General features: G+C 71.6%; 19 protein-coding genes. 6 read left to right on the top strand and 13 right to left on the bottom strand.

From position 1 onward, the window contains the following. Position 1: 1 nt before the first annotated feature. Positions 2-361 carry an NADH-quinone oxidoreductase subunit A gene (locus ACSQ11_RS01780; protein WP_436002463.1) on the bottom strand — a complete coding sequence of 120 codons (360 nt, stop codon included), beginning with the start codon at positions 359-361 and terminating at the stop codon, positions 2-4. A 106-nt stretch (positions 362-467) separates the two neighbouring features. Here ACSQ11_RS01780 and ACSQ11_RS01785 point away from each other — a divergent pair, with 106 nt between their 5' ends. After that, positions 468-752 (top strand): DUF4242 domain-containing protein, encoded by a 285-nt coding sequence (locus ACSQ11_RS01785; protein ID WP_436002465.1) that lies wholly within the window; start codon positions 468-470, stop codon positions 750-752. Between the two features lie 18 nt (positions 753-770). On the opposite strand, the gene ACSQ11_RS01790 is transcribed toward ACSQ11_RS01785, so the two are convergent. Continuing rightward, on the bottom strand, positions 771-3,689 hold the full coding sequence (locus ACSQ11_RS01790; protein WP_436002467.1) for a helix-turn-helix transcriptional regulator: 2,919 nt from the start codon (positions 3,687-3,689) through the stop codon (positions 771-773). A 202-nt stretch (positions 3,690-3,891) separates the two neighbouring features. On the opposite strand from ACSQ11_RS01790, the gene ACSQ11_RS01795 reads away from it, so the two are divergent. Next, positions 3,892-4,257, top strand: coding sequence for a hypothetical protein (locus ACSQ11_RS01795; RefSeq protein ID WP_436002469.1), 366 nt, complete (start codon positions 3,892-3,894; stop codon positions 4,255-4,257). Positions 4,258-4,371: 114 nt separating this feature from the next. On the opposite strand, the gene ACSQ11_RS01800 is transcribed toward ACSQ11_RS01795, so the two are convergent. Genes ACSQ11_RS01800 through ACSQ11_RS01810 form a run of 3 tightly spaced genes read right to left on the bottom strand, consistent with a single transcriptional unit; the run spans position 4,372 to position 6,998 of the window. Further along, on the bottom strand, positions 4,372-4,953 hold the full coding sequence (locus tag ACSQ11_RS01800; RefSeq protein WP_436002471.1) for an LppA family lipoprotein: 582 nt from the start codon (positions 4,951-4,953) through the stop codon (positions 4,372-4,374). Between the two features lie 14 nt (positions 4,954-4,967). Continuing rightward, positions 4,968-6,695 carry an alpha/beta hydrolase gene (locus ACSQ11_RS01805; RefSeq protein ID WP_436002473.1) on the bottom strand — a complete coding sequence of 576 codons (1,728 nt, stop codon included), beginning with the start codon at positions 6,693-6,695 and terminating at the stop codon, positions 4,968-4,970. A 3-nt stretch (positions 6,696-6,698) separates the two neighbouring features. Next, the gene (locus ACSQ11_RS01810; protein WP_436002475.1) at positions 6,699-6,998 is read right to left on the bottom strand and encodes a hypothetical protein; all 300 of its coding nucleotides are present in this window, start codon (positions 6,996-6,998) and stop codon (positions 6,699-6,701) included. Positions 6,999-7,229: 231 nt separating this feature from the next. Between ACSQ11_RS01810 and ACSQ11_RS01815 the strand changes: the two genes are divergently transcribed. Genes ACSQ11_RS01815 through rarD form a run of 3 tightly spaced genes read left to right on the top strand, consistent with a single transcriptional unit; the run spans position 7,230 to position 11,183 of the window. Then, a complete protein-coding gene (locus tag ACSQ11_RS01815) occupies positions 7,230-9,098 on the top strand; it encodes a 2-oxoacid:acceptor oxidoreductase subunit alpha (protein ID WP_436002477.1) in 1,869 nt (622 codons plus the stop codon). Next, positions 9,095-10,207 (top strand): 2-oxoacid:ferredoxin oxidoreductase subunit beta, encoded by a 1,113-nt coding sequence (locus ACSQ11_RS01820; protein WP_436002479.1) that lies wholly within the window; start codon positions 9,095-9,097, stop codon positions 10,205-10,207. The genes ACSQ11_RS01815 and ACSQ11_RS01820 overlap by 4 nt, the downstream gene beginning before the upstream one ends. Before the next feature lie 25 nt (positions 10,208-10,232). Beyond that, complete coding sequence (gene rarD, locus ACSQ11_RS01825; RefSeq protein ID WP_436002481.1) at positions 10,233-11,183, top strand: EamA family transporter RarD; 951 nt, start codon at positions 10,233-10,235, stop codon at positions 11,181-11,183. Positions 11,184-11,281: 98 nt separating this feature from the next. Here rarD and ACSQ11_RS01830 read toward each other — a convergent pair whose 3' ends face one another. Genes ACSQ11_RS01830 through ACSQ11_RS01840 form a run of 3 tightly spaced genes read right to left on the bottom strand, consistent with a single transcriptional unit; the run spans position 11,282 to position 14,759 of the window. Next, positions 11,282-12,592: a D-arabinono-1,4-lactone oxidase gene (locus ACSQ11_RS01830; protein WP_436002483.1), complete on the bottom strand. Its 1,311-nt coding sequence runs from the start codon at positions 12,590-12,592 to the stop codon at positions 11,282-11,284. After that, positions 12,589-13,761, bottom strand: coding sequence for an amino acid deaminase/aldolase (locus tag ACSQ11_RS01835; RefSeq protein ID WP_436002485.1), 1,173 nt, complete (start codon positions 13,759-13,761; stop codon positions 12,589-12,591). The genes ACSQ11_RS01830 and ACSQ11_RS01835 overlap by 4 nt, the downstream gene beginning before the upstream one ends. Then, on the bottom strand, positions 13,758-14,759 hold the full coding sequence (locus ACSQ11_RS01840; RefSeq protein ID WP_436002487.1) for a GlxA family transcriptional regulator: 1,002 nt from the start codon (positions 14,757-14,759) through the stop codon (positions 13,758-13,760). The genes ACSQ11_RS01835 and ACSQ11_RS01840 overlap by 4 nt, the downstream gene beginning before the upstream one ends. Before the next feature lie 71 nt (positions 14,760-14,830). Here ACSQ11_RS01840 and ACSQ11_RS01845 point away from each other — a divergent pair, with 71 nt between their 5' ends. Further along, positions 14,831-16,183: an MFS transporter gene (locus ACSQ11_RS01845; protein ID WP_436002489.1), complete on the top strand. Its 1,353-nt coding sequence runs from the start codon at positions 14,831-14,833 to the stop codon at positions 16,181-16,183. A gap of 121 nt (positions 16,184-16,304) precedes the next feature. On the opposite strand, the gene ACSQ11_RS01850 is transcribed toward ACSQ11_RS01845, so the two are convergent. From ACSQ11_RS01850 to nuoL, 5 genes are all read right to left on the bottom strand, one after another. Then, the gene (locus ACSQ11_RS01850; protein WP_436002491.1) at positions 16,305-17,225 is read right to left on the bottom strand and encodes a type IV toxin-antitoxin system AbiEi family antitoxin domain-containing protein; all 921 of its coding nucleotides are present in this window, start codon (positions 17,223-17,225) and stop codon (positions 16,305-16,307) included. Positions 17,226-17,413: 188 nt separating this feature from the next. Beyond that, positions 17,414-18,400 carry a polyprenyl synthetase family protein gene (locus ACSQ11_RS01855; protein ID WP_436002493.1) on the bottom strand — a complete coding sequence of 329 codons (987 nt, stop codon included), beginning with the start codon at positions 18,398-18,400 and terminating at the stop codon, positions 17,414-17,416. Further along, positions 18,397-20,001, bottom strand: coding sequence for an NADH-quinone oxidoreductase subunit NuoN (nuoN, locus tag ACSQ11_RS01860; protein WP_436002495.1), 1,605 nt, complete (start codon positions 19,999-20,001; stop codon positions 18,397-18,399). Before nuoN ends, ACSQ11_RS01855 begins: the two co-directional genes overlap by 4 nt. Further along, the gene (locus tag ACSQ11_RS01865) at positions 19,998-21,539 is read right to left on the bottom strand and encodes an NADH-quinone oxidoreductase subunit M (protein WP_436002497.1); all 1,542 of its coding nucleotides are present in this window, start codon (positions 21,537-21,539) and stop codon (positions 19,998-20,000) included. Before ACSQ11_RS01865 ends, nuoN begins: the two co-directional genes overlap by 4 nt. Further along, complete coding sequence (nuoL, locus tag ACSQ11_RS01870; RefSeq protein WP_436002499.1) at positions 21,539-23,491, bottom strand: NADH-quinone oxidoreductase subunit L; 1,953 nt, start codon at positions 23,489-23,491, stop codon at positions 21,539-21,541. The genes ACSQ11_RS01865 and nuoL overlap by 1 nt, the downstream gene beginning before the upstream one ends. Between the last annotated feature and the right edge of the window lie 12 nt (positions 23,492-23,503).

The following is a 23,503-nucleotide window of genomic DNA, read 5'->3' on the forward strand; positions in this document are numbered from 1 at the left end:
ATCACGTCCACCGCAGCAGGCCGCGGCGAGCGGCGTGCAGCAGCCCGATGACCACTATCCCGATGAACACCGCGATCTCGACGAGCGAGGCGACCCCGAGGTCGGAGTCGCGCAGGACGTAGGCCCACGGGAAGAGGTAGACGGCGTCGACGGCGAAGACGACGTAGAGGAAGGCGTAGGCGAGGTAGCGCACCTGGCTCTGTGCCCAGCCCTGGCCGACGGGGTCGACGCCGGACTCGTAGGTCGTGAGCTTGGCCGCTGTCGCGGCGCGCGGAGCGAGCAGTGACCGGGCGCCCATCGCGGCGATGACGAGCAGCATGCCGGTGGCCAGCACCGCTGCCGCCGCCACGTATCCGGTCATGCAGGTCACCTTAGCGAGCCGCATCCGGGCGGGACGGGCTGCGCCCAAATGACCACTCCCTCGGTCGCGTCCCGGACCTAGACTGCGAGGGGAGAGAGGAGGGTCCATGGCCATCTTCATGATCGAGCGCCAGTTCGCCGACCGGCTCGACCTCCAGCCCGACGACGCACGAGAGCTCCGTGAGATCAACGACGACGAGCACGTGCGCTGGCTCTACTCGTTCCTCTCCGCCGACCGCCGCAGGACGTTCTGCCTCTACGAGGCCGACTCCGCCGAGGCGATCCTGCGCGCAGCCGAGCGCGCCGGCGTCCCCGCGGACGTCATCGTCGAGGTGACGCACACGCTCACGCCCGACGGCGCTAGCCACGACATCCGGGAGTCCGTGGGCTGAGACCCGATCGGACGCTCCTCAGGGGCCGGCGTCCAGCAGGCCGTGCTCGGCGGCATACCTCGACGCCATGGTCCGGTTCGTCACGCCGGTCTTCATGAGGATCGAGCGCACGTGGTTGGTCACGGTGTTCTCGCTGATGAAGAGCTGCTCGGCGAGCTCCCGGTTGCTCAGGCCCTGCGCGAGCAGTCGCAGCACCTCGACCTCGCGACGGGTCAGCCCGTCGGCACGGCGACGAGGTGGCACGACGCGTTCCAGGCTCGAGGCGAGCCTCGGCGAGTGCAGGGCGCCGACACGTGCCGAGGCGTCGAGCCGGGCCGCCTCGAGCGCCGTGGCTCCGGCCCCCGAGCGCCGGAGGTGCTCGGCGAGCGCGACGGCGTCGTAGCCCACGAAGAGCGGGGCGCCCATCCGGCCGTCCATCTCGGTCGCCGACCGCAGCAGTCCCTCGGCCCCGGGGCGGCCCAGGGTCGACTCGAGCATCCCGAGGTAGCGGTCGGCGGAGCCGAAGGCGGCGAGCATCGGCCCGACGGTGAGGTTGTGCCCGGCGTACTCGGCCGCCGCCTCGCGCAACCGGTCCGCGGCGGGACGGTGGCGCAGCCAGACCGCCGCCTCGGTCACGAAGGCGATCGTGGCCGGCCACGTCGGCGAGGCCATGAAGCGCGCGAGGTCCTGCTCGACGAACCAGTCGAGCACCCTGCGGGCCGGCTCGCGCAGGCCGAGCTCGACATAGAGGGCCAGCAGGCCCGGCGCCCAGTGCTGCTCGACGGACTCGCTCCCGGAGATGAACGGTGCGACCTCCCCGAGCCGCGCCTGCTCCCTGCGCAGGACGAAGGTCTGCACCGACAGCCGCTCGGTGAGTTCGGCACGGGTGCCGACGCGGTGGGACTGCAGGAGCTCCTCCCCGATCGCCTCCGCCCGGGCGAGGTCACCCCGGACGAAGGCCCGGACCCACTCGAAGCACGAGGACTGGACCTGGAAGAAGGGCTCCCCGCTCGCCGCCGCGGCCCGCACCAAGTCCGCGTGGGACCGCTCGTACTGCACTGCGTCACCCTCGAGGTGCGCGACGAGAGCGAGGATCGAGGCACCGTTGAAGACCCAGTCGGACTCGCCCCCGGCGGTGCCGAGACGGACCAGCTCCTCACACCGGGGCCGTTGCTCCCGGGCGGTGCGGGGCCGGACGTTCATGATGATGCTGCACTCCACGGCGTGGGCGAGGGTCGCCCGGTCACCGGACGCGGTGGCCAGCTCGATGGCCCGGGCGCAGACCTCGCGTCCGCGGTCGAAGTCGCCCGTGAACGTCAGCGCCCGACCCAGGCTCGCGACGGCGGTGATCCGCAACGGGTCGGTCTCCGCGACGTCGGCCTGGCCCAGGGTCGTGGTGAGGAGGTCCGCCGCCTCGAACCCCAGGTCGCCGATGCGCCACGTCGCGCTCTCGAACGCCACCGCCGCACGCAGCCGGTCGCGCTGGCTGCCCTGCACCGCCACCGCGCGGTCGAGGTCGCACGCCGCCGCGAAGTCGCCCGCGGCCCGGAGCGACTCCGCCGCGAGCAGGCGCAGGTCGTCACGGTCGGCGCCCTCGTCGGCGAGCTCGGCCGCCCGGGCGAGCGCCTGCCCCGCCTCGTGGTGCGCCAGCCGGGCACGGGCCACCGACGCCGCCTCGGTGAGGTAGTGCACGGCCTCGCGGCGGTGCCCCAGGACCTCGGCGCTCGCATAGTGGTGGGCGATGCGCTCGACCCGGTTGGGCGCCGACGACGGGCCCGCCTCGAGGGCTCGGGCGACGTCGACGTGGAGGTGCAGGAGGTCGGTGCGGAGCATGAGGTCCAGCACCGACTGCCGGCAGAGGACGTGGTCGAAGGCGACGAGCGACCCGTCACCCGCGAGGCTCCGCAGGAGGCCGGCCGTCTCGGCGTGGCCCAGGCCCTCGAGCGTCTCGTCCACGTCCTGCCCGGCCACGCGGGCGAGGAGCTCGACGGGCACCTCGTCCCCGACGACCGCCGCGACCTCCACCAGGCGGCGGGTGCCGGTCCCGAGCCGCCCCAGGCGGCCGGCATACAGGTCGCGCACCGTCTGCGGCGTCGGCAGCTCGCCGGAGCCGAGGTGCTCGAGACCACCACCCCTGGCGTCCACGAGGTCCCGGACGAGCTCGCGCAGGTAGAACGGGTTGCCACCCGTGTGCTCGAGCAGCAGCGGCGCGACCGCGCGAGCCCTGTCCGGCGGTGAGCCGGTGCGCGCGACGACGTACTCCGCGACGTCGCCCTCGGTGAGCGGGGAGAGCCGGACCCTGCTCACCGCTTCGAGCCGGTGGAGCTCCGCGACCGCGCTCGCCAGCGGCGCGGACCGGTCGGGGGCCGTGCTGCGGTACGACGCCAGACACAGCAGCCGGACGTCGCCGGTGTGCCGGGCCAGGTGCGACAGGAGCTCGAGGGACGTGGCACCGGCCCAGTGCAGGTCCTCGAGGACGAGCACGACCGGACGCTCGCGGGCAGCGGCTCGCAGCGCCGTGACGAGTGCGTCGTGGAGCTCACGGGTCGTCGGTGCGCGCGAGGAGCCGACGGCCGCGTCGGTCCCGACGAGGGTGCCGAGGAGCTGCGTGAGCGCCGGCGCCGCGTCACCGGACACGTCCGCGAGCGCCCCTGCTAGGACCGCCGACGTCAGCGCCTCGACCGGACCGACGAACGGCTGGTAGGGCGCCCCGCCCTCGGCCACGCACGACCCGAGCAGGACGGCCGCGCCGTGGGCGTGCAGGATGCGGCCGGTCTCGGCGATGAAGCGGGACTTGCCGGCCCCGGCCTCCCCCTCGAGGAAGACGACCTGGGCGAGCCCCGACTCCACGGCGGCCCAGGCCTCCTCGAGGGCGCGGAACTCCGCGCGCCGGCCCACGAACGGGCTGGCGTGGACCCGCCATCGGGCCGGGAGGTCTGGGGGCGTCCACCGCTCCACGTCTCCCACGGTAGGCCCGTCGTATGCCGTGGTGCGGCGCTCGCTCGAATCGCGCGGCGGCGCACGCTCACCTCGCTCCGAAGATGGCCAGATCTGGCCATGCCGGCGGCTCCGCGGAGTTCGCCAGTGCTGGTCAGGTGCCGAGTCGGCCGCGTCCCTAACGTCGTTGGCACAGAGATCACCATCGATGGAAGGACACACCGTGAACACTCACCTCGCACGGGGCACCGCAGCTGTCGGAGGATCGCTGCTCGGCCTGCTCCTCCTCGCCGGCCCCACGTCGGCCAAGGACATCGGCCCCGGGGACGCCCTCCCCGGCACCACCTCGTCGGCCTCCTGCCGCAACGTCGTCCCCGAGGACCGCGCCGCCTGTCAGGGCACCGGCACCACCACGGTCCCCCGCAGCGCTCCGGCCTCGATCCCCGACCTCCACGTCGAGGGAGGGCTGCTCGGTCTCGAGCCGGGCCAGCTCGGCGTCGTCGTGCTCGGCGCGGCAGCGCTCGCGGGCGCGGCCCTCGTCACGACGCGGCACCGTCACCCGCACGCGTCGGGGCACCGCCCGGCCTGACCCGGGCCACGACGAGGCATGGCGTCACCCGCATCCCGGGGGGCGCCACGCCTTCCCGTGCCCGGCACATGCCGGCACAGGCCAGCGCAGGCCTGGTCGAGCGGGCGCGCCGCCTCACTTCGTGAGGTAGCAGGCTCCGAAGACGGTGGCAGTGGTGTTGACCCCGGTGCCCACGGACAGCTCGGACCCGTCCTCGTCGTAGACCGACATCTGGTGGCCGCCCGGCTCGTCCTTGAGGGTGTGCTCGTCGCCGTAGCCACGCTTGGCCGCGACCTCCTTGACCGCCGCCCAGGCACGTGGCCAGTCGGCGTCCGGGATCGCACCGAGGGCGCCACCGCTCGTGAGGTTGAGCGTCCCGGCTCCGTCCACCGCGTCGAACGGCTCCTTGCACAGCGAGCCGGACTCCACGGTCGGCTCGGGCGTGCGCCACTCAAGAGCGGGGTTGACCCGGGTCAGGGCCTCGCGCACCTCAGCAAGGAGGGCGAGGTTGTCACGCTGGGCCTCGGCCTCGCTGCGTCGCGAGTCGAGCTGCTGTCGTGCGTCCACGGTGTCTCCTGTCTGGGGGGTGGTGCCGGTGCCCCCGCCGTCCCGGGTGCACCCGGGGAGCAGGGCCAGTGCCGCGACGACGGCAGCAGCCTTCGTCGCGATCCGCGCCCGGCGGCGTCGGTCGGTCGGGGTGCGGCGAAGGCCGGTCATCGGGTCGTCGTCTCTCACTTGAGGAACCCCGGCCACCAGGGCTGGGCGTCGAGCGGGTCGGTCCAGAAGCCCACATTCTTGCCCTCGATGACGTCGTCCGGGTGGCCGCCCACGACCTGCGCCATCGAGTACTGGCTCGTCGAGCCGTCCTGGAGGTAGTCCGAGTGGCCCTCCACGCCGTTCCACGACCGGCCGTCGGCGGACTCGCCGTCGCCGGTCTCGAGGTGGTTCATGCCGTCGAGCCCCGTGGGGTCGGTGCCGAAGCGGCCGAGGTCGCCTACCGGGTCCCACTTGGCCTCCGCGTAGTAGGCGTTGCCCTCGGGCAGGTGCAGGTCGTCGAGGTCGCTCGTGCCCAGACCCGGCGAGCCGAAGAAGACGGCGCGGTCGACCCCCGTGCCCTCGTGCTGGAGGGAGTAGCCGGTCGTCGTGGAGCCGTAGGAGTGGCCGAGCGCGGTGAGGTCGGGGTCGTCCAGCCGGGAGGCGTTGAGACCGGTGAAGTAGGCCGCGAGGTCACGACCGCCGTCCTCGGCGGACCCGGACAGCGCGACCGAGTCACCCGCGAACGTCGTGCCCCACTGCGGCGCCTGGTAGTCGAGCCAGGTCACCGTGGCGACGGTGCCCGACTCGCCTCGGCGGAAGAGCTCGTCCTCGGTCCTCGCCCTGAGCTGGGCCATGCTCGAGTCGTAACCGCCCATGCCCTCGACGGTGGAGGTCAGCCCGGGCGTGAAGACGGCGACGTGGTCGGCCGTGTCGACGTTGCCGTTGGCGACGATCGCCTGGGTGCGCGGCGTCGTGAAGTCCACACCGATGAGCTGGTGCTCACCGGGACGGGCGAGCATCTCGTCGAGCGTGGCGATCGCGCCCTTCTCCTCCATGAGGTCGTTGTACTCGTCGACGTGGTCCTGGTAGTAGACGTAGTCAAAGTTGCCGTCCTCGTCGATGAAGCCGGCCTCGAGCTCGGCGAGCCTCGTCGTGACGTGGGTGCGACGGGTGTCGAGGAGATTGCGGTTGGCGAGGTCCCGCGACGTCGCGTCGACGCCGTCGAGGTTGCCGATCCAACCGGGGTGCTCGGCGATGACGAGCGCCCGCTCGTCCGGCGAGAGCGTGGCCCACCATGCGGCGTTCTGCGTCGGCGACCCGCCTCGGGGCGGCTCGAGCACGCTGAGGTCACCCTTGACCTCGCCGATGGCCGAGGCCTGGGCGAGCGTCCCCTTTCCGCCGTCGATGCGATTGAGCTCGATGCTCGTGAGCACGGCCGAGAGGTCGGCGTCCACGTCGGCGGCCTTGCGCAGCGCCTCGGAGATCCGCGTGACGCACTCGTCGACCTGGGCCTGGCGGGCACGGCGGGCCTCGACGTCCTCCTCGTCGTCGTCGGCACGGCATACGAGGAGCTCGTTGGTCGTGACCACACCGGAGGCGCTGATGGTCAGCGAGCTGAGGCGGGCGTACTCCTGGGCCTGGTCCACGGCACCCACGACGCCGAGGACTCCGTCCGCGGCGTCACAGACAGCGGTGTATGCCGCGGACACCTCCGCGACGACGTCGCGGAGGTCGTCGGCGACCGTTGCGAGCCTGGTGCCCGAGGTCTCGGCGGCGTCGCCGGTCCAGTTCTTGGGCAGGCCCATGGTCGCCAGCTCGTCGGCGAGGTCGAGGAGGTCGCGCCGCGTCGTGCGCAGCTCGCGCTCGGCGGTGGCGAGGGGCTCGTGCTTCCACGCCGTGATGTCGGACCACGTCAGCGGCACGCGTCAGCGCCCCTGACCGAGGGGGCCGAACGCGTCGCGCGCGGCCTCGTCGTCGAGCTCGTACTGGTCGGCGTTGGTGTCGAGGGTCCGGCCGTAGCCCCGGGCGGCCTTGGCCCAGTCGGAGAGCTCGGTGGTCCACCCCGAGCTCACCCGCGCCATGATCGCGACGCTGGCCGCCCCGGGCATCCCGGTGCCGGCGCCGGTGAGGTGGCTGCCCGGCGTCTGGCGCGCGACCTCGGTGGCAGCCGTCCGGGCAGCCTTGGCCGAGTCACGCAGGTCCTTGATCTCGACCTCGTACGTCATCGGCACCCCCCGTCGTGTGTTCCCCGGGGCGACAGCCTGTCATCCCCTGCCCCGGCCGGACAATGGGGAGGTCTCCCCACCGCCGATCCGACGATCGCCCTGCGTCGTGCCCGATGCCACGGATCGGGATGGACACCTCCATAGCCTTGCCTTACCCCGGCCGTACGATGGGAGCACCACGTCGGGACACGACGCACGCGTCCCGACCGACGTCTCTCGAGTCAGGTGTTCATGTCCAGCAAGACCGTCCAGAAGCTCGATCGCGTCGTCATCCGTTTCGCCGGGGACTCCGGCGACGGGATGCAGCTCACGGGGGACAGGTTCACCTCCGAGACCGCGGCCATGGGCAACGACCTGTCGACGCTTCCCAACTTCCCGGCGGAGATCCGCGCACCCCAGGGCACGCTGCCCGGAGTCTCGAGCTTCCAGCTCCACTTCGCCGACCACGACGTGCTCACGCCGGGAGACGCCCCCGACGTCCTCGTCGCGATGAACCCGGCAGCGCTCAAGGCCAACCTCGCCGACGTCCCCCGCGGGGCGACGATCATCGTCAACACCGACGAGTTCTCCAAGCGCAACCTCGCCAAGGTCGGCTACGCCGAGAGCCCGCTCGACGACGGCAGCCTCGACTCCTTCCACGTGCACCCGGTGCCCCTCACGAGCATCACCGTCGACGCGCTCGCCTCCTTCGAGGGCCTGACCCGCAAGGAGAAGGAGCGCGCCAAGAACATGTTCGCGCTGGGTCTCCTGTCATGGATGTACACCCGGCCCACGACCGGCACCGAGGCCTTCCTCACGAAGAAGTTCGGCGCCCACCCCGAGATCCTCGAGGCCAATCTCGCGGCGCTGCGGGCCGGCTGGAACTACGGCGAGACGACCGAGGACCTCGCGTCGAGCTACGAGATCGCTCCCGCGGTCATGCCGCCGGGCACCTACCGCAACATCACCGGAAACACCGCGCTCGCGCACGGCCTCGTCGCCGCCGCCCACCAGGCCAAGCTGCCGCTCGTGCTCGGGTCCTACCCGATCACCCCGGCCTCCGACATCCTGCACACCCTGTCCGCGCTCAAGCGGCACGACGTCACGACGATGCAGGCCGAGGACGAGATCGCCGGGATCGGCATCGCCCTCGGCGCGAGCTTCGGTGGCGCCATCGGCGTGACGACGACGTCCGGACCGGGCGTCGCCCTGAAGTCCGAGATGATCGGCCTCGCCGTGTCGCTCGAGCTGCCCCTCGTCATCGTCGACGTCCAGCGCGGCGGACCCTCGACCGGCCTGCCGACCAAGACCGAGCAGTCCGACCTGCTGCAGGCGATGTTCGGGCGCAACGGCGAGTCGCCGGTCCCGATCATCGCGCCGTCGACCCCGGCCGACTGCTTCGACGCCGCCTTCGAGGCGGTCCGGATCGCGACGGCATACCGGACTCCGGTCTTCCTGCTCAGCGACGGCTACCTCGCCAACGGGTCCGAGCCGTGGGCCGTCCCGGAGGTCGCCGACCTGCCCGACCTGCGCGTGGAGTTCGCGAGCGCCCCCAACGGCGTCGACGACAAGGGCGAGCCGGTCTTCCACCCGTTCCTGCGCGACCCGGAGACGCTGGCCCGGCCGTGGGCCATCCCGGGGACCGCCGGCCTCGAGCACCGCATCGGCGGCATCGAGAAGGCCGACGTCACCGGCAACATCTCCTACGACCCCGACAACCACGACAGGATGACGCGGCTGCGTGCCGCCAAGGTCGCGGGCATCGCCGGCATCCCCGACCTCGTCGTCGAGGACCCGTCCGGCTCGGCGTCGCTGCTCGTCCTCGGCTGGGGGTCCACGCAGGGCCCGATCGCCGCTGCTGTCAGGGCTGTTCGCAACGCCGGCCACTCCGTCGCGAGCGCGCACCTGCGCCACCTCAACCCGTTCCCCGCCAACCTCGGCGAGGTGCTGCGGTCCTACGACCGCGTCGTCGTCCCCGAGATGAACCTCGGCCAGCTGTCGATGCTGCTGCGCGCCGAGTTCCTCGTCGACGTCCGTCCCCACACGTCCGTGCGCGGCCTGCCGTTCTCGACGGTCGACCTCGCCGACGTCATCCTCACCCACCTGGAGGAGGTCAAGTGACCACCACGGAGCACCCGACCACGACCAACGGTGCGGCTGCGCGCCCGAGCGGGCTGGCCGGCATACCGCTGCTCGCTCCTGACGCCGCCAAGCAGACCAAGAAGGAGTTCACCTCCGACCAGGAGGTGCGCTGGTGCCCTGGCTGTGGCGACTACGCCATCCTCGCCGCGGTGCAGTCGTTCCTTCCCGAGCTGGGCCTCAAGCGCGAGAACATCACGTTCGTCTCCGGCATCGGCTGCTCGTCGCGCTTCCCGTACTACCTCGACACCTACGGCATGCACTCGATCCACGGCCGCGCGCCGGCGATCGCGACCGGTCTCGCGACGTCGCGCCCGGACCAGAACGTCTGGGTCGTCACCGGTGACGGCGACGCGCTGTCGATCGGTGGCAACCACCTCATCCACGCGCTGCGCCGCAACGTCAACATGACGATCCTGCTGTTCAACAACGAGATCTACGGGCTCACCAAGGGCCAGTACTCCCCCACCTCGCGCGTCGGACAGGTGACGAAGTCGTCGCCGCTCGGGTCGGTCGACCAGCCGTTCAATCCGGTGTCGCTCGCCCTCGGCGCCGAGGCGACCTTCGTCGCCCGCACGATGGACAGCGACCGCAAGCACCTCACGTCGATCCTGCGCGCTGCGGCCGAGCACCGTGGGACCTCGCTCGTCGAGATCTACCAGAACTGCCCGATCTTCAACGACGGCGCGTTCGAGCTCATCAAGGACCGCACGCAGCAGGAGGCCCGCATCGTGCACCTCCTCGACGGCGAACCGGTGCAGGTCGGTCCCGAGGACGACCGCAAGACCCTCGTCCGTATGCCGGGTGGTCACCAGGAGTTCGTCGCTGCGGACTCGCTCCCCGAGGGTGCCGAGGTGGTCGTCCACGACGCCGGCGCCGAGGACCCGAGCCAGGCGTTCGCGCTCTCGCGGCTCAACACCCCGGAGATGACGCACGTGCCGATGGGCATCTTCCGGTCGGTGTCGCGCCCGACCTACGACGACGGTGTGCGCGCCCAGGTCCGGGCGGCGGTCGACACCGCCGGTGGTCCCGCGACCGACGACGACCTCGCCGCGCTGCTGCGCGGTCGCGACACGTGGACCGTCGGGTGAGCGTGGACGCTCGGGTGTCGGGGGCGTGAGCGCACCCCTCGCGGGTGACGACGCAGAGCTGAGGCGGGGGACGGCATACGCCTTCCTCGCCTACGGCATCTGGGGCCTGTTCCCGCTCTACTTCCACGCGCTCAAGCCGTCGGGCGCGTTCGAGATCCTCGCCCACCGCATCCTGTGGACGCTGGCGTTCTGCGCCGTCGTCCTCCTCGTCCGGCGTGACTTCGGCTGGCTGCGGACGGTGGCCTCGCGACCCCGCCTCCTCGGCGGGCTGACGATCGCCGCGCTGCTCATCGCGGCGAACTGGGTCATCTACGTGTTGGCGGTGATCACCGGACGCACGTATGCCGCGGCGCTCGGGTACTTCCTCAACCCGATCGTCACGGTCGGGCTCGGCGTGCTCGTGCTGCGTGAGCGGCTGCGACCGCTCCAGTGGGCGGCGGTGACGGTGGGTGCGGTGGCTGCCGTCTATCTCACCGTGGCCGGTGGCGAGTTCCCGTGGATCGCGGTGTCGCTGGCGTTCTCGTTCGCGTTCTACGGGCTCGTCAAGAAGAAGGTCGGCGCCACGCTCGACGCGATGCACTCGCTCACCGTCGAGACGGCGGTGCTTGCACCCGTCGCGGTCGGCGTGCTCGTCTGGCTGGGCGCGCAGGGGTCGACGACGTTCGGCTCCCACGGCGGCTGGCACACGGGCCTGCTCGTGGCGGCCGGTGTCGTCACGGCGATCCCGCTGCTGTTCTTCGCCGCGGCGGCACGTCGCATCCCGCTGGTGACGATCGGGCTCATCCAGTTCCTCACGCCGATGCTCCAGCTGCTCATCGGCGTGCTGGTGCTCGGCGAGCACGTGTCGGGCGCGCTGTGGGTCGGGTTCGGGATCGTCTGGGTCGCGCTCGTGCTGCTCACGATCGACTCGTTGCGGCAGGCGCACAGCAACCGTCGCAGCCGCCTCGCCGCGCTCGAGCCCGACCCCTGCCCCTGATCGACGCCCCCCTTTCGTAGGTGGTCTCGAGCGGCTCGATGACCGATAGGTGTTCAGGCTGAGTACCGATCGGTCATCGAGGCGCGACGAGACACCCGTCAGGGGCCGAGGACGTGGGCCAGGTGCTCGTTGGCGAACCGGCGCTCGGGGTCGACGCGGTCCCGCACGCGCTGCACGTCACCGAATCTCGGGTAGAGCCGGCCGAGGTCCTCCGCCCCGAGGGTGTGCAGCTTGCCCCAGTGCGGGCGGCCGTCGTGCTCTCTCACCATCGCCTCGAACGCCGCGAAGACTCCCCCGTCGTCCATCCGGTGGTACTGGTGCACCGCGACGTAGGCGTTCTCCCGCTCGTATGCCGTCGACAGCCACACGTCGTCGGCTCCCGTCGAGCGCACCTCGACCGGGATGGGCAGGGCCACGTCGTGTCCGTCGATCCACGCCCGGAGCTCCCCGAGGACGGCGGGCAGGGAGGCGCGCGGGACGGCATACTCCGACTCGCGGAAGCGCACGTCTCGCGCGGTGCAGAAGACCCGCCAGGACGTGTCGGTGTACTCCTTGGCGCCGAGGACCCGGGCGGAGACCTGGTTGAGCCGCGGCACGATCGACGGGCGTGCCGCGGCGGCGCGATTGAGCACCTCGTAGAGCTTGTTGCTCAGCAGGTCGTCGTCGAGGCGCTCGCGCCACCGCGGCTGCGGACGACCGGGGTCGTCGTCGGCGACACGTGAGTTGCGCTTGAGGAGAACGCGATCGGTGTGCGGGAACCAGTGGACATCCACATGGTCGTGGTCGGCGACGAGCTGCTCGTAGCCCTCGACCACCTCGTCCAGCCGGCCCGGCGTCTCGAGTGCCCGCAGCCGGAAGGCCGGCACGCACTGGAGCTCGACCTCGACCACGACACCGAAGGCACCGAGCCCCACGGTGGCCGCACGGAACAGTTCGGGGTCGGACGCCGCGTCGACCGAGACCACCGACCCGTCGGCCAGGACGAGTGTGAGCCCCGTGACCGCCGCCGCGATCCCCTGACGCCTGACGCCGGTGCCGTGGGTCCCGGTCGCGATGGCCCCGGCGATGCCCTGCCGGTCGATGTCACCGAGGTTGGGCAGGGCCAGGCCGAGCGCGTCGAGCAGCGGGTTGAGGACGTACAGCCGTGTGCCGGCCGCCACCCGCACCCGGCGCCGCGCGTGGTCGACCTCGAGGATCCCGGTGAGGTGGGTCAGCCGCAGCATCGTCCCGTCCGTGGCGACGAGCGGCGTGAACGAGTGGCCGGCCCCGACGACACGCACCCGCTGACCGCGCTCGGCCGCCTGCTTCACCGCCGCGACGACGTCCTCGACCGACCTCGGCTCGACGAGTCGCGCGGGATGGGCGGTGACGTTGCCGGCCCAGTTGCTCCAGCTCGCGGTCGCGCTCATCCGAAGTTCTGCCCTTCTCCGCGATAGCTCGGCACGGTCTCGACGAGGCTCCCCTGCTGGACGAGGTGGACACGGTCGAAGCGTTCGAGCAGCTCGCCCGCCTTGGCGCCGCGCATCCACACCCGGTCACCGATCGCGAGACCGTCGGCGGCACTCCCCCGCAGCGGCGTCTGCACCTCGCCGGCGGCCTCGGAGCGGATCAGCCCGAGGGCCCGGCTCACGGGGCTCGGCACCCGTGACCACCCGGGCTCGCCGCTCGCGACATAACCCCCGCTGTATGCCGTGACGATCCCCTTCGCCGGCCGGCGCACCACCGGGAGGGCGTAGGCCATCGCGGGCCGCGGCGCGAAGTCGTCGTAGGCGTCGAAGAGCGTCGGACCGTACAGGCCGGAGCCGGCGGCGAGCTCGGTGAGGGTGTCGGCGGCGGCGAGGCGTCCGAGGCTGCCGGTCCCGCCCCCGTTGACGAAGTCGAGGTCGGTGAGGGCGAGCACGGCCTCGACGAGGGGCGCGCGACGCTCGGCGAGGTCGGCCAGGCTGCGCTTCTTGAGGGCGGCCAGGTGGGGGCCGCGGTCGGGGAGCCCCGCGACTTGGGCGTCGTAGAACATCACCCCGGCCACCCGGAGGCCGGCGTCGAGGGCGACCCGCGTCACCGCGAGAGCGTCGGCGGGGGTGCGCAGCGGCGACCGGCGGACGCCGAGGTGGAGGCGCCCCACCCGCAGCGAACAGTCGACGTCGAGCGCGACGCGCACGCCGCTGCCGGTGCCGAGCAGGTCGGTGAGGAAGCGGACGTGCTCGACGCTGTCGATGGCGAGGGTGACCTGTTCGCGCAGCGTCTCGTCCTCGGCGACCGTCCTGATCCACTCGACGTCGACGCTCGGGTACGCCACGAAGACGTCGGTGAAGCCCTGCCGGACGAGCCAGACCGCCTCGGGCACGGCATACCCCATCACCCCGGCGAAGCCGGGACGGTCGAGGACGCGTCGCAGCAACGACCGGCACCGCACGGACTTGCTCGCCACCCGGATCGGGCGCCCGCCGGCGCGTCGGGTGAGGTCGTCGGCGTTGGCGTCGAAGGCGTCGAGGTCGACGGTGGCGAAGGGTGCGGGCAGCCCGGCGGTGGCTCGTTCGAGGGCGGCGACGTCGACGACGGGCTCGTCCTTGCGGCTCATGCGCTCCTGCTCTCGGTCGCGCCGCGGAAGGTGCGGCGGTAGGCCTGCGGTGACACCCCCAGCGTGGCAGCACAGTGCTTGCGCAGCGACGCACCCGTGCCGAAGCCGGCGCGTGTCGCGATGACGTCGACGGTGAGATCGGTTGTCTCGAGCAGGTGCTGGGCATGACGCACCCGCTGCTGGGTGACCCAGGCGGCGGGCGTGAGACCGGTCTCCTCGCGGAAGCGGCGCGCGAAGGTGCGCTCGCTCATCCGGGCACGAGCAGCCAGCGCGGGCACCGAGAGGTCACGGTCGAGGTGCCCGAGTGCCCACGCCCGGGACGCCGAGGTCGAGGCGTCGTCGACCACGGGGACCGGTCGATCGATGTACTGCGCCTGACCGCCGTCGCGCCACGGTGGGACGACGCAGTAGCGGGCCACCTCGTTGGCGACAGCCGAACCGTGGTCGCGTCGCACGAGGTGCAGGCACAGGTCGACGCCGGCCGACAGCCCCGCCGAGGTGAGGACGTCGCCGTCGTCGGTGAAGAGGACGTCCTCGTCGAGGTCGACCTCCGGGAAGAGCTCACGGAACTTCTCGGTGTGCTGCCAGTGCGTCGTCGCCCGGCGGCCGTCGAGCAGACCCGCGGCCGCGAGCACGTAGGCGCCGGTGCAGATCGAGACCACCCGCGTGCCGGCGCGCAGCGTCCCGAGGGCCGAGGCGAGCTCGTCGGTGAGCGTGCCCTCGAGGCGTGGTCCGGGGACCCGTGTGCCGGGCACGATCACGGTGTCCGCGCTCGCGAGGAGGGAGGCGTCGCTGTGGGGCAGGACGGCATACCCCGTCGTCGTGGTGACCGGCCCGCCGTCGAGCGAGGCCATGAGGACGTCGTAGAGCGGACGGCCGTCGGCGTCCTTCGCCGCGCCGAGGACGGCCGAGGGGATCGTCGCGTCGTAGCCCACGAGCGGCTCGAGGAGGAGGACGACGACACGGTGAGGGGCGATGGGTCGGCCGGACGAGCTCATGGCTGGATCTTTGCACATTGTGGCGTTCCTGCCACTAGGCGAGCAGCGGCCGGGGTGTGAGGATCGGCGGCATGACTGATGACGTCGCGCTCGGCACCGGCTCCGGCGCCACCGCCGAACCCTTCGCCGGCGACCCACCGCGCCGCCCGGTGCACCGCGCCTGGATCGTGGCGGCGGTGACGCTGGCCGGTCTCGTGGCCGCCGCGGCGTTCCGGTCCTCGACCGGTGTCCTCCTCGAGCCGGTGGAGCAGGAGTTCGGGTGGTCGCGGACGACGACCTCCGGCGCGGTCAGCCTCAACCTCGTCGTCTACGGGCTCACCGCGCCGTTCGCGGCCGCGCTCATGGAGCGCTTCGGCGTGCGCCGGATGGCGACGTTCTCGCTCGTCGCGGTCGGGCTCGCGAGCGCCGCGACGACGCTCATGACGTCGGCGTGGCAGCTCTGGGTGCTCTGGGGCTTCGTCATCGGGATCGGCACCGGGTCGCTGGCGCTCGTCTTCGGGGCGATCGTCGCGAACCGCTGGTTCGTCTCGCACCGGGGCCTCGTCACCGGCATCTTCTCGGCCGCCAACGCCACCGGGCAGCTCGTCTTCCTCCCCGCGATCGCCTGGGCGGCGACCCAGCACGGCTGGCGCTCCGCGGCGCTCGTGGTCTCCGTGCTCGCGCTCGTCGTGTCGGTCCTCATCGCGCTGCTCCTGGCCGACCGCCCCTCGGACCGCGGGCTGCGACCGTTCGGGGCGACCGAGGCGTCGGAGCGCGAAGCGGCGGAGGCTGCCGCGATCGTGGCCGGCCGCCCACCGGTGGCTCCCGCCCGCAACGCCCTCGCCGTCCTCGTGCGGGCCAGCCGCTCGTGGACGTTCTGGGCGCTCATGCTGACGTTCTGGGTGTGCGGGTGGTCGACCAACGGGCTCATCCAGACGCACTTCATCCCCGCCGCCCACGACCACGGCATGGGGACGCAGACCGCGGCCGGGCTGCTCGCGCTGGTCGGGATCTTCGACATCGCCGGGACGGTGGCGTCGGGCTGGCTCACCGACCGCGTCGACTCGCGGGTGCTGCTCGCGGTCTACTACGGCGGGCGCGGGCTGTCACTCCTCGCCATCGATGCGGTGCTCGCCCCGGACGTGCAGCCGGCGCTGTGGGTGTTCATCGTGTTCTACGGGCTCGACTGGGTGGCCACGGTGCCGCCGACGGTGGCGCTGTGCCGCCAGCACTTCGGGCTCGCCGACTCAGGCATCGTCTTCGGGTGGGTCTTCGCGTCGCACATGGTCGGTGCCGGCGTGGGAGCGTCGATCGCCGGGTGGGTGCGGGAGTCGTCCGGCAGCTACAGCTCGGCGTGGCTGTTCGCGGCCGGGCTGTGCTTCGTCAGCGTCGTCATCGCGCTGTCCATCCCCCGCCGCGGCGACCTCCTCGCCCCCACCACCTGACCGCCTCGGGTTCCCCCGCCACACCTTTCCCGCCCGAAGTGGGTTCCGTGCACTGAGCCCGGGCGCGGCAGGGGCGCCCAGTGCATGCTTCGCATGCCCAGTCACCGCCGGGAGGGGCACCTCAGGCTGCGGCAGCCATCGCCAGCGCCGCTCGCACCTTGGCCACGGCGGTGCCGCGTTCGAGGTCGGCCCACGTGATGCGGACAACGGTGTACCCGAGGGCCCGCAGCCGGTCCTCGCGCTTCTTCTCCGCCCACAGCACCTCGGGGTCGCCCGACGCGAACTTGAGCTTGCCGTCGAACTCCACGACGACCGTCGTCCCTTCGACGAGGAAGTCGACGCGACCGACGAGGGTGCCGAAGGCGTCCCGGATCTCGACCTGGGGAACGACGTGTATGCCGGCCAGCTCGAGGGCGAAGCCGCACCGGCTCTCCCCCGCCGACTCACGCTCCACGCAGACGAAGGCCGCCATCGACCGGGCCCGGTGGATCCCCGGAGCGCGCGTCGACCGATCGATCGACTCATCGATGTCGGCCTTGGTGACAAGTCCCTGACGCAGGGCTGCGTCGGTGCTCACCACACCCTGTTCGATGCCGTGGTCGACGGCCAGCTGGACGAGGCTGTCCGCCACGGTGGACGCCGGCCCCCACTCGGTGGCCACGACTGCACCGCGGGACCGACGCACCCGGAAGCACGTCACCCCGGTGGACCGGTGGATCGGCCGCCGGAGAGAGGGCTTGGCGAGGTCGCAACCCCACACGCCGATGCCGTGGGCCAGCACCGACGTGACACCGCAGAGTGCTGCGTCCGGGTAGATGAGCATGGCACCCGCGGCAAGGTGACGATGCCAGGCCTCTGGCGTGCCGTGGTCGACGAGGTGCGCGACGGCATACAGGCCTCGCCCAGGGTGCACGAGCTCGCCCGCGGTCACCGCCGCGATGAGGGAGCGCCGACCCAGGCCCACCCGGGCCGCCTGCCCGGTCGTGAACATCCCGTGCTGGCTGGCGGCGAGGGCGCAGAGTTCGGGTGGAAGTCCAGTCATCCCGCCAGCGTGGGCTGCTCAGATGTGGTCCCGCCAGCGACGGTGAGCGGACTGTGGACGGTGGGCGGACGGCATACTGGCTGTGGACGACGAACACTGGGCACGAGAAGGGTGCACTGGGCCACGTCGCCGCGGCGGAGCCCAGTGCACGAAACCCACTTCGGGCGGGAAAGGGGTGACGGACCGCGTCAGGAGACGCGGGTCGTCACCGACGACGCCAGCGCGAGGAGCGCCGTCCTGGCCTCGCTCTCGGGGAGGTCGGCGAGCGCGGCCTGTGCCTGCTCGCCCACTGCCCGCGTCTCGTCCCGCGCGCGGTCCAGCGCCGGGTGGGCGCGCAGCAGCCCCAACGCCTCGGCGAGCTCGGCGTCACCGCTGAGGTCCGAGCGCAGCAGCTCCTGGAGGCGCGCGTCGTCCGGCGCGGTCGAGGCGAGGGCGTGGAGCACGGCGAGGGTGCGCTTGCCCTCGCGCAGGTCCGTGCCCGGCGTCTTGCCGAGCTCCTCCTCGCTCGACTCGATGTCGATGAGGTCGTCGGCGAGCTGGAACGCCATGCCCAGCCGCTCGCCGTAGGCCCGCATCGTCTCGACCACGTCGTCGGAGCACCCCGAGAACATCGCGCCGTAGCGCGCCGCCGTCGCGATGAGCACGCCGGTCTTGTCCTCGAGCACCCGCAGGTAGTGCGCGGACGCGTCGGAACCCTCCGGCGCCTGCCGGTCGTCGCGGATCTGCCCGGTGCACAGCCGGATGAACGTCTCGGCCTGGATGCGCACCGCCTCGGCACCGAGCTCGGCGACCAGCGCCGACGCGTGCCCGAAGAGGAGGTCACCCACGAGGATGGCCGTGGAGTTCCCGTATGCCGTGTTGGCCGTCGGCGTCCCGCGTCGCAGGTCCGCCTCGTCCATGACGTCGTCGTGGTACAGCGAGGCGAGGTGGGTCAGCTCGACCGCGGCCGCCGCCGTGACGACGTCGTCGTTGACCCCGTCACCGAGCTCGGCGGCAAGGATCGTGAGCATCGGGCGGAACCGCTTGCCACCGGCGCGGAGCAGGTGGACGTTGGCCTCGGCGATGAACGGGTCGTCGTGGTCGATGCGCTGCTCGATGAGCGCCTCGACCCGGGCCAGTCCGTCGGTGAGCCGCTCCTGGAGCCCGGCAGAGACCTCGGGCAGTGCCAGCGTCACTGGATGAACTGCGACACCCGACCGGCGAGGTCGAGGATCGGGCCCGGGACGATGCCCAGGATCACGGTGCCGAGGGCACCGACGGTGATGGCGATCGTCGAGGCGATCGAGGGCGTGAGGGCGGCGACGTCGTCACCCGTCGGCTCGGTGAAGTACATGAGCACGATGAGCCGGAAGTAGACGAAGGCCGTCACGGCCGAGGCGAGCACACCGACGACGACCATGACCACGCCGGCGAGACCGCCGTGCGCGACCGCGGGGGCGAACGCCGCGAACTTCGCGGTGAAGCCGGACGTCAGCGGGATGCCGGCGAAGGCGAGGAGGAGCAGCGCGAAGATGCCGGCGATGACCGGGTGCTTGCGCCCCAGGCCCGCCCACTGCGACAGGTGCGTCGCCTCGGAACCACCGGAGCGGACGAGCGCGACGATGGCGAAGGCGGCGATCGTCGCGAGGCCGTAGGCCACGAGGTAGAACATCACGCCGGAGACGCCGGTGACGTCGAACGCCAGCACTCCCACGAGGATGAAGCCGGCGTGCGCGACGGACGAGTAGGCGAGCAGCCGCTTGATGTCGGTCTGGGTCACCGAGAGCACGGCCCCGACGACCATGGTGAGAACGGCGATCGCGGCGACGCCGAGGCGCCACTCGAGACGCGAGGCCTCGAGCCCGACGTAGGCCAGGCGCAGGATCGCGCCGAACGCCGCGAGCTTGGTGGCGGCGGCCATGAAGCCGGTGACCGGGCTGGGGGCGCCCTGGTAGGCGTCGGGCGTCCACGAGTGGAACGGCACGGCGCCGACCTTGAAGAGCAGGCCCACGAGGGTGAGGACGACACCCGGGAGGAGCAGGCCCTCGAGGTCACCGTTGGCGGTCGTGATGGCGGTGGCGATCTTCGACAGGTCGGACGAGCCGGCATACCCGTAGAGCAGGGCCGCGCCGAAGAGGAAGAAGGCCGACGAGAACGCGCCGAGGAGGAAGTACTTGAGCGAGGCCTCCTGCGAGAGCAGGCGACGACGGCGGGCGAGTCCGGTGAGGACGTAGAGCGGCAGCGAGAGGACCTCGAGCGCCACGAACATCGTGATGAGGTCGTTGGACGAGACGAACATGAGCATGCCGAACACCGCGAACATCGTCAGCGGGAGGGCCTCCGACGTCGCGTAGCCCGCGCGGTCCGCGGCCGCCTCTGCCGGCGAGCCCGGCGTGGCCGCACCCATCGGGGTGAAGGCATCGGCCGAGCGGCCACCGAAGCGCTCCGACATCGTGAGGATGCCGAGGATCGCGAAGATGATGAGCGAGCCCTGCATGAACAGCGCCGGGCCATCGATGACGATCGACCCGCCGACCGTCACCCCGTGGTGGTCGACCGACACGAGGACGAGCACGACGAACGCCACGACGAGCGCGGTGAGGGTGAGCGCGACCTGGATGAAGTGGCGCTGGAGCCGCGGGGCGAACGCCTCGACGAGCACCCCGATGAGTGCCGCGCCGACGACGACGAGCATCGGCGCGACGGCGGCGTAGTCGACCTTCACGGCCTCGAAGGCCGCCGGCAGGGCCGTCGGCAGAGCCGTGGGCAGGGCCGTGGGCAGAAGGGCGGCGGTCACTGGGCACTCCCGGAGGCGTTGGTCGGTGCCGGATCAGTGGCACCGACGAGTTCGAGCGTCTTGCTCACGGCAGGGTTGACGAGGTCGAGGACCGGCTTCGGGAAGAAGCCGAGCAGCAGGAAGGAGGCGATGATCGGCACCACCACGAGCTTCTCGCGCAGGCCGAGGTCACGCGGCTCGGCCACACCGGCGAACGTCGGCCGCGGACCTGTGAAGACGCGCTGGTAGGTCAGCAGGATGTAGAGAGCGGCCAGCACGATGCCGACCGTCGCGATCGCGGCAGCCCACGGGTAGCGCTGGAACGTCCCGGCGAGCACGAGGAACTCGGAGACGTAGGACGACAGACCGGGAAGGGCGAGCGACGATAGACCCGAGACGAGGAAGGTCCCCGCGAGCACCGGTGTCACCCGCTGCCAGCCGCCGTAGTCGGCGATCCGCTGGGAGCCGTGGCGGGCGACGAGGAACCCGGCGATGAGGAAGAGCCCGGCCGTCGCGAACCCGTGGTTGACCATGTAGAGGGCCGAACCGGCACCCGCCGTCGACGTCATGACGAAGATGCCCATGACGATGAAGCCGAAGTGGCTGATCGACGTGAAGGCGATGAGCCGCATGATGTCGCGCGAGCCGATGGCGAGCAGCGCGCCGTAGATCACCGAGATGACCGCGAGCGTGATGACGACCGGCGTGGCCCACTTGGAGGCCTCGGGGAAGAACCCGAGGCAGAATCGCAGCATCCCGAAGGTGCCGACCTTGTCGAGCACGCCGACGAGGAGCACGGCGGTCGCCGGGCGCGCCTCGGACGCGGCGTCGGGCAGCCACGTGTGGACCGGCCACATCGGCGCCTTGATCGCGAACGCGATGAAGAAGCCGAGGAAGAGCCAGCGCTGGGTCGCGGTGGACCCGGTGACGCCACCCTCGAGCGCCTCGTAGAGGAAGCCCTGCTCGCCGCCCGGGCCGTGGAAGTACAGCGCGATGACGGCGACGAGCATGATGAGCCCGCCGACGAGCGAGAAGAGGATGAACTTCACCGCGGCGTACTGCCGGCGCGGGCCGCCGAAGAGCCCGATGAGGAAGTACACCGGGATGAGCATGGCCTCGAAGAACACGTAGAAGAGGAAGACGTCGCGCGCCGCGAAGACACCCACCATGAAGGTGAGCAGCACGAGCATGAGCGCGAAGTAGGTCTTCTCGCGCCGCGGGTCCGCGTCGTCACCGAGATCGTTCCACGCGGCGAGAAGGCAGACGGGCGTGAGGATCGCGGCCATGACGATGAGCGAGAGCGCGATGCCGTCGACGCCGACCGCGTAGGAGACACCGAACTGCGGGATCCACGAGTGGGTCTCGGTGAGCTGGTAGCGCCCGGCCGAGCTGCCGGTGTCGAACCGGGCCCAGGCGAGCAGCGCCAGCACGAGGGTGACGAGGGAGGTGGCCAGCGCGACGGGGCGCGCGAGCCGCGAGGAGCCCGCGGGCAGCAGCCAGACGACCGCCGCGCCGACGAGCGGCACGACCATCATCACGGTGAGCAGGGGGAAGGACATCAGTTCATCACCCACAGGGCTCCGAGGACGGCGACGACGCCGGTGAGCATCGTCAGGGCATAGGACCGGGCGTAGCCCGTCTGGACGCGACGCAGTCGCGAGGACGCGCCACCGATCATGGCGGCGAGCGAGCCGGCGACACCGTCGACACCCTTGCCGTCGGTGAAGACGAGCGCGCGGGTGAGGTGCGTGCCGGGGCGCATGAACAGGCCCTCGTTGATCGCGTCCTGGTAGAGGTCGGCACGTGCCGCCTGCGTGACGAGCGAGCCACGCGGCGCCGTGGCCGGCACCTCGTCGCGCCAGTACAGCATCCACGCGTAGGCCGCGCCGCCGGCGACGAGCAGCAGCGTGAGCGCCATGATGACCGGCACCGCGAGGACGGGGTGCTCCTCACCGTGAGCGCCGACGACCGGCTCGAGCCAGTGGGTGAACATGCCGCCCCACGACAGGACCAGACCGAGGAGGCCGGAGCCGATGGCGAGCACCATCATCGGGACGGTCATCGTCAGCGGGGACTCGTGCGGGTGGACACCGCGCTCGGCGTCCTCGTGCTCGTCGACCCAGCGCTTCTTGCCGTGGAAGGTCATGAAGAACAGGCGCGACATGTAGAACGCGGTGATGCCCGCACCGATCATGGCGACGCCACCGAAGACCCAGGGCCGCCAGCCCTCACCGATGAAGGCCGCCTCGATGATCTTGTCCTTGGACCAGAAGCCCGAGAACGGCGGGACACCGAGGATGGCGAGCCAGCCCAGCCCGAAGGTCACCCAGGTGATCTTCATGAAGCCGGACAGGCCACCGAAGCCGCGCATGTCGACGCGGTCCTTCATGCCGTGCATGACCGAGCCGGCGCCGAGGAACATCCCGGCCTTGAAGAAGCCGTGGGTGACGAGGTGGAAGATCGCGAAGGCGTACCCGACCGGGCCGAGGCCCGCGGCGAGCATCATGTAGCCGATCTGGCTCATCGTCGAGGCGGCGAGCGCCTTCTTGATGTCGTCCTTGGCGCAGCCGACGATCGCGCCGTAGAGCAGCGTGATGGCACCGACGATCGCGACGGCGAGCTGCGCGTTGGGCGCCGCGTCGAAGATCGCGTGCGAGCGGACGACGAGGTAGACGCCGGCGGTGACCATCGTCGCCGCGTGGATGAGCGCGGACACCGGGGTCGGGCCGGCCATCGCGTCACCCAGCCAGGACTGCAGCGGGAACTGCGCGGACTTGGCGCAGGCGCCGACGAGCAGCAGCAGGCCGAGGACGGTCATCGTCGTCGAGCCGGCCTCCGCCGCGCCCGCGTGGACGGTGGCGAAGTCGACCGAGCCGAACGTCGCGAACATGAGCATGATCGCGATCGACATCCCGACGTCACCGACACGGTTGACGAAGAACGCCTTGTTGGCCGCGGTCGCGTAGGCCGGGTTGTGGTTCCAGAAGCCGATGAGCAGGTACGACGCGAGACCCACGCCCTCCCAGCCCACGAAGAGCAGGAGGTAGGAGTCGGCGAGCACGAGCAGCAGCATCGACGCGACGAAGAGGTTGAGGTACGCGAAGAACTTCCGACGGTTCTCGTCGTGCGCCATGTAGCCGATCGAGTACACGTGGATGAGCGACCCGACGAACGTGATGAGCAGGACGAACGCGATCGAGAGCTGGTCGACGAGCAGCCCGGTCTCGAGCTGGAACTGCCCCGCGGGGATGAAGTTCCAGCCACCGACGTGGGCGGCGCGCTCCTCGGAGCCGCGGCCGACCATCGCCAGGAGCACGAGGAAGCCGACGACGAAGCTGGCCCAGGACAGGGCCGTCGCGAGCAGGTGGCCCCAGGCGTTCGTGGCCTTGCCTCCGAGGAGGAGGATCCCGGCTCCCGCGAGCGGGAGGAGGACGAGAAGCCATGCGTATGCCGTGATGCCGGTGGCCGAGGCCACCTCACCTTCCGCGGCGAGCAGTGCCAATGAGTTCACGAGTGCAGCCCC

Source organism: Knoellia sp. LjRoot47, assembly GCF_964253435.1.
Lineage (GTDB): Bacteria > Actinomycetota > Actinomycetes > Actinomycetales > Dermatophilaceae > Knoellia.

Coding starts and splice junctions, on each gene's coding strand:
- ACSQ11_RS01780 (WP_436002463.1), bottom strand. CDS start 361: ATGACCGGATACGTGGCGGCGGCAGCGGTGCTGGCCACCGGCATGCTG.
- ACSQ11_RS01785 (WP_436002465.1), top strand. CDS start 468: ATGGCCATCTTCATGATCGAGCGCCAGTTCGCCGACCGGCTCGACCTC.
- ACSQ11_RS01800 (WP_436002471.1), bottom strand. CDS start 4,953: ATGACCGGCCTTCGCCGCACCCCGACCGACCGACGCCGCCGGGCGCGG.
- ACSQ11_RS01810 (WP_436002475.1), bottom strand. CDS start 6,998: ATGACGTACGAGGTCGAGATCAAGGACCTGCGTGACTCGGCCAAGGCT.
- ACSQ11_RS01815 (WP_436002477.1), top strand. CDS start 7,230: ATGTCCAGCAAGACCGTCCAGAAGCTCGATCGCGTCGTCATCCGTTTC.
- ACSQ11_RS01830 (WP_436002483.1), bottom strand. CDS start 12,592: ATGAGCGCGACCGCGAGCTGGAGCAACTGGGCCGGCAACGTCACCGCC.
- ACSQ11_RS01835 (WP_436002485.1), bottom strand. CDS start 13,761: ATGAGCCGCAAGGACGAGCCCGTCGTCGACGTCGCCGCCCTCGAACGA.
- ACSQ11_RS01840 (WP_436002487.1), bottom strand. CDS start 14,759: ATGAGCTCGTCCGGCCGACCCATCGCCCCTCACCGTGTCGTCGTCCTC.
- ACSQ11_RS01845 (WP_436002489.1), top strand. CDS start 14,831: ATGACTGATGACGTCGCGCTCGGCACCGGCTCCGGCGCCACCGCCGAA.
- ACSQ11_RS01850 (WP_436002491.1), bottom strand. CDS start 17,225: ATGACTGGACTTCCACCCGAACTCTGCGCCCTCGCCGCCAGCCAGCAC.
- ACSQ11_RS01865 (WP_436002497.1), bottom strand. CDS start 21,539: ATGTCCTTCCCCCTGCTCACCGTGATGATGGTCGTGCCGCTCGTCGGC.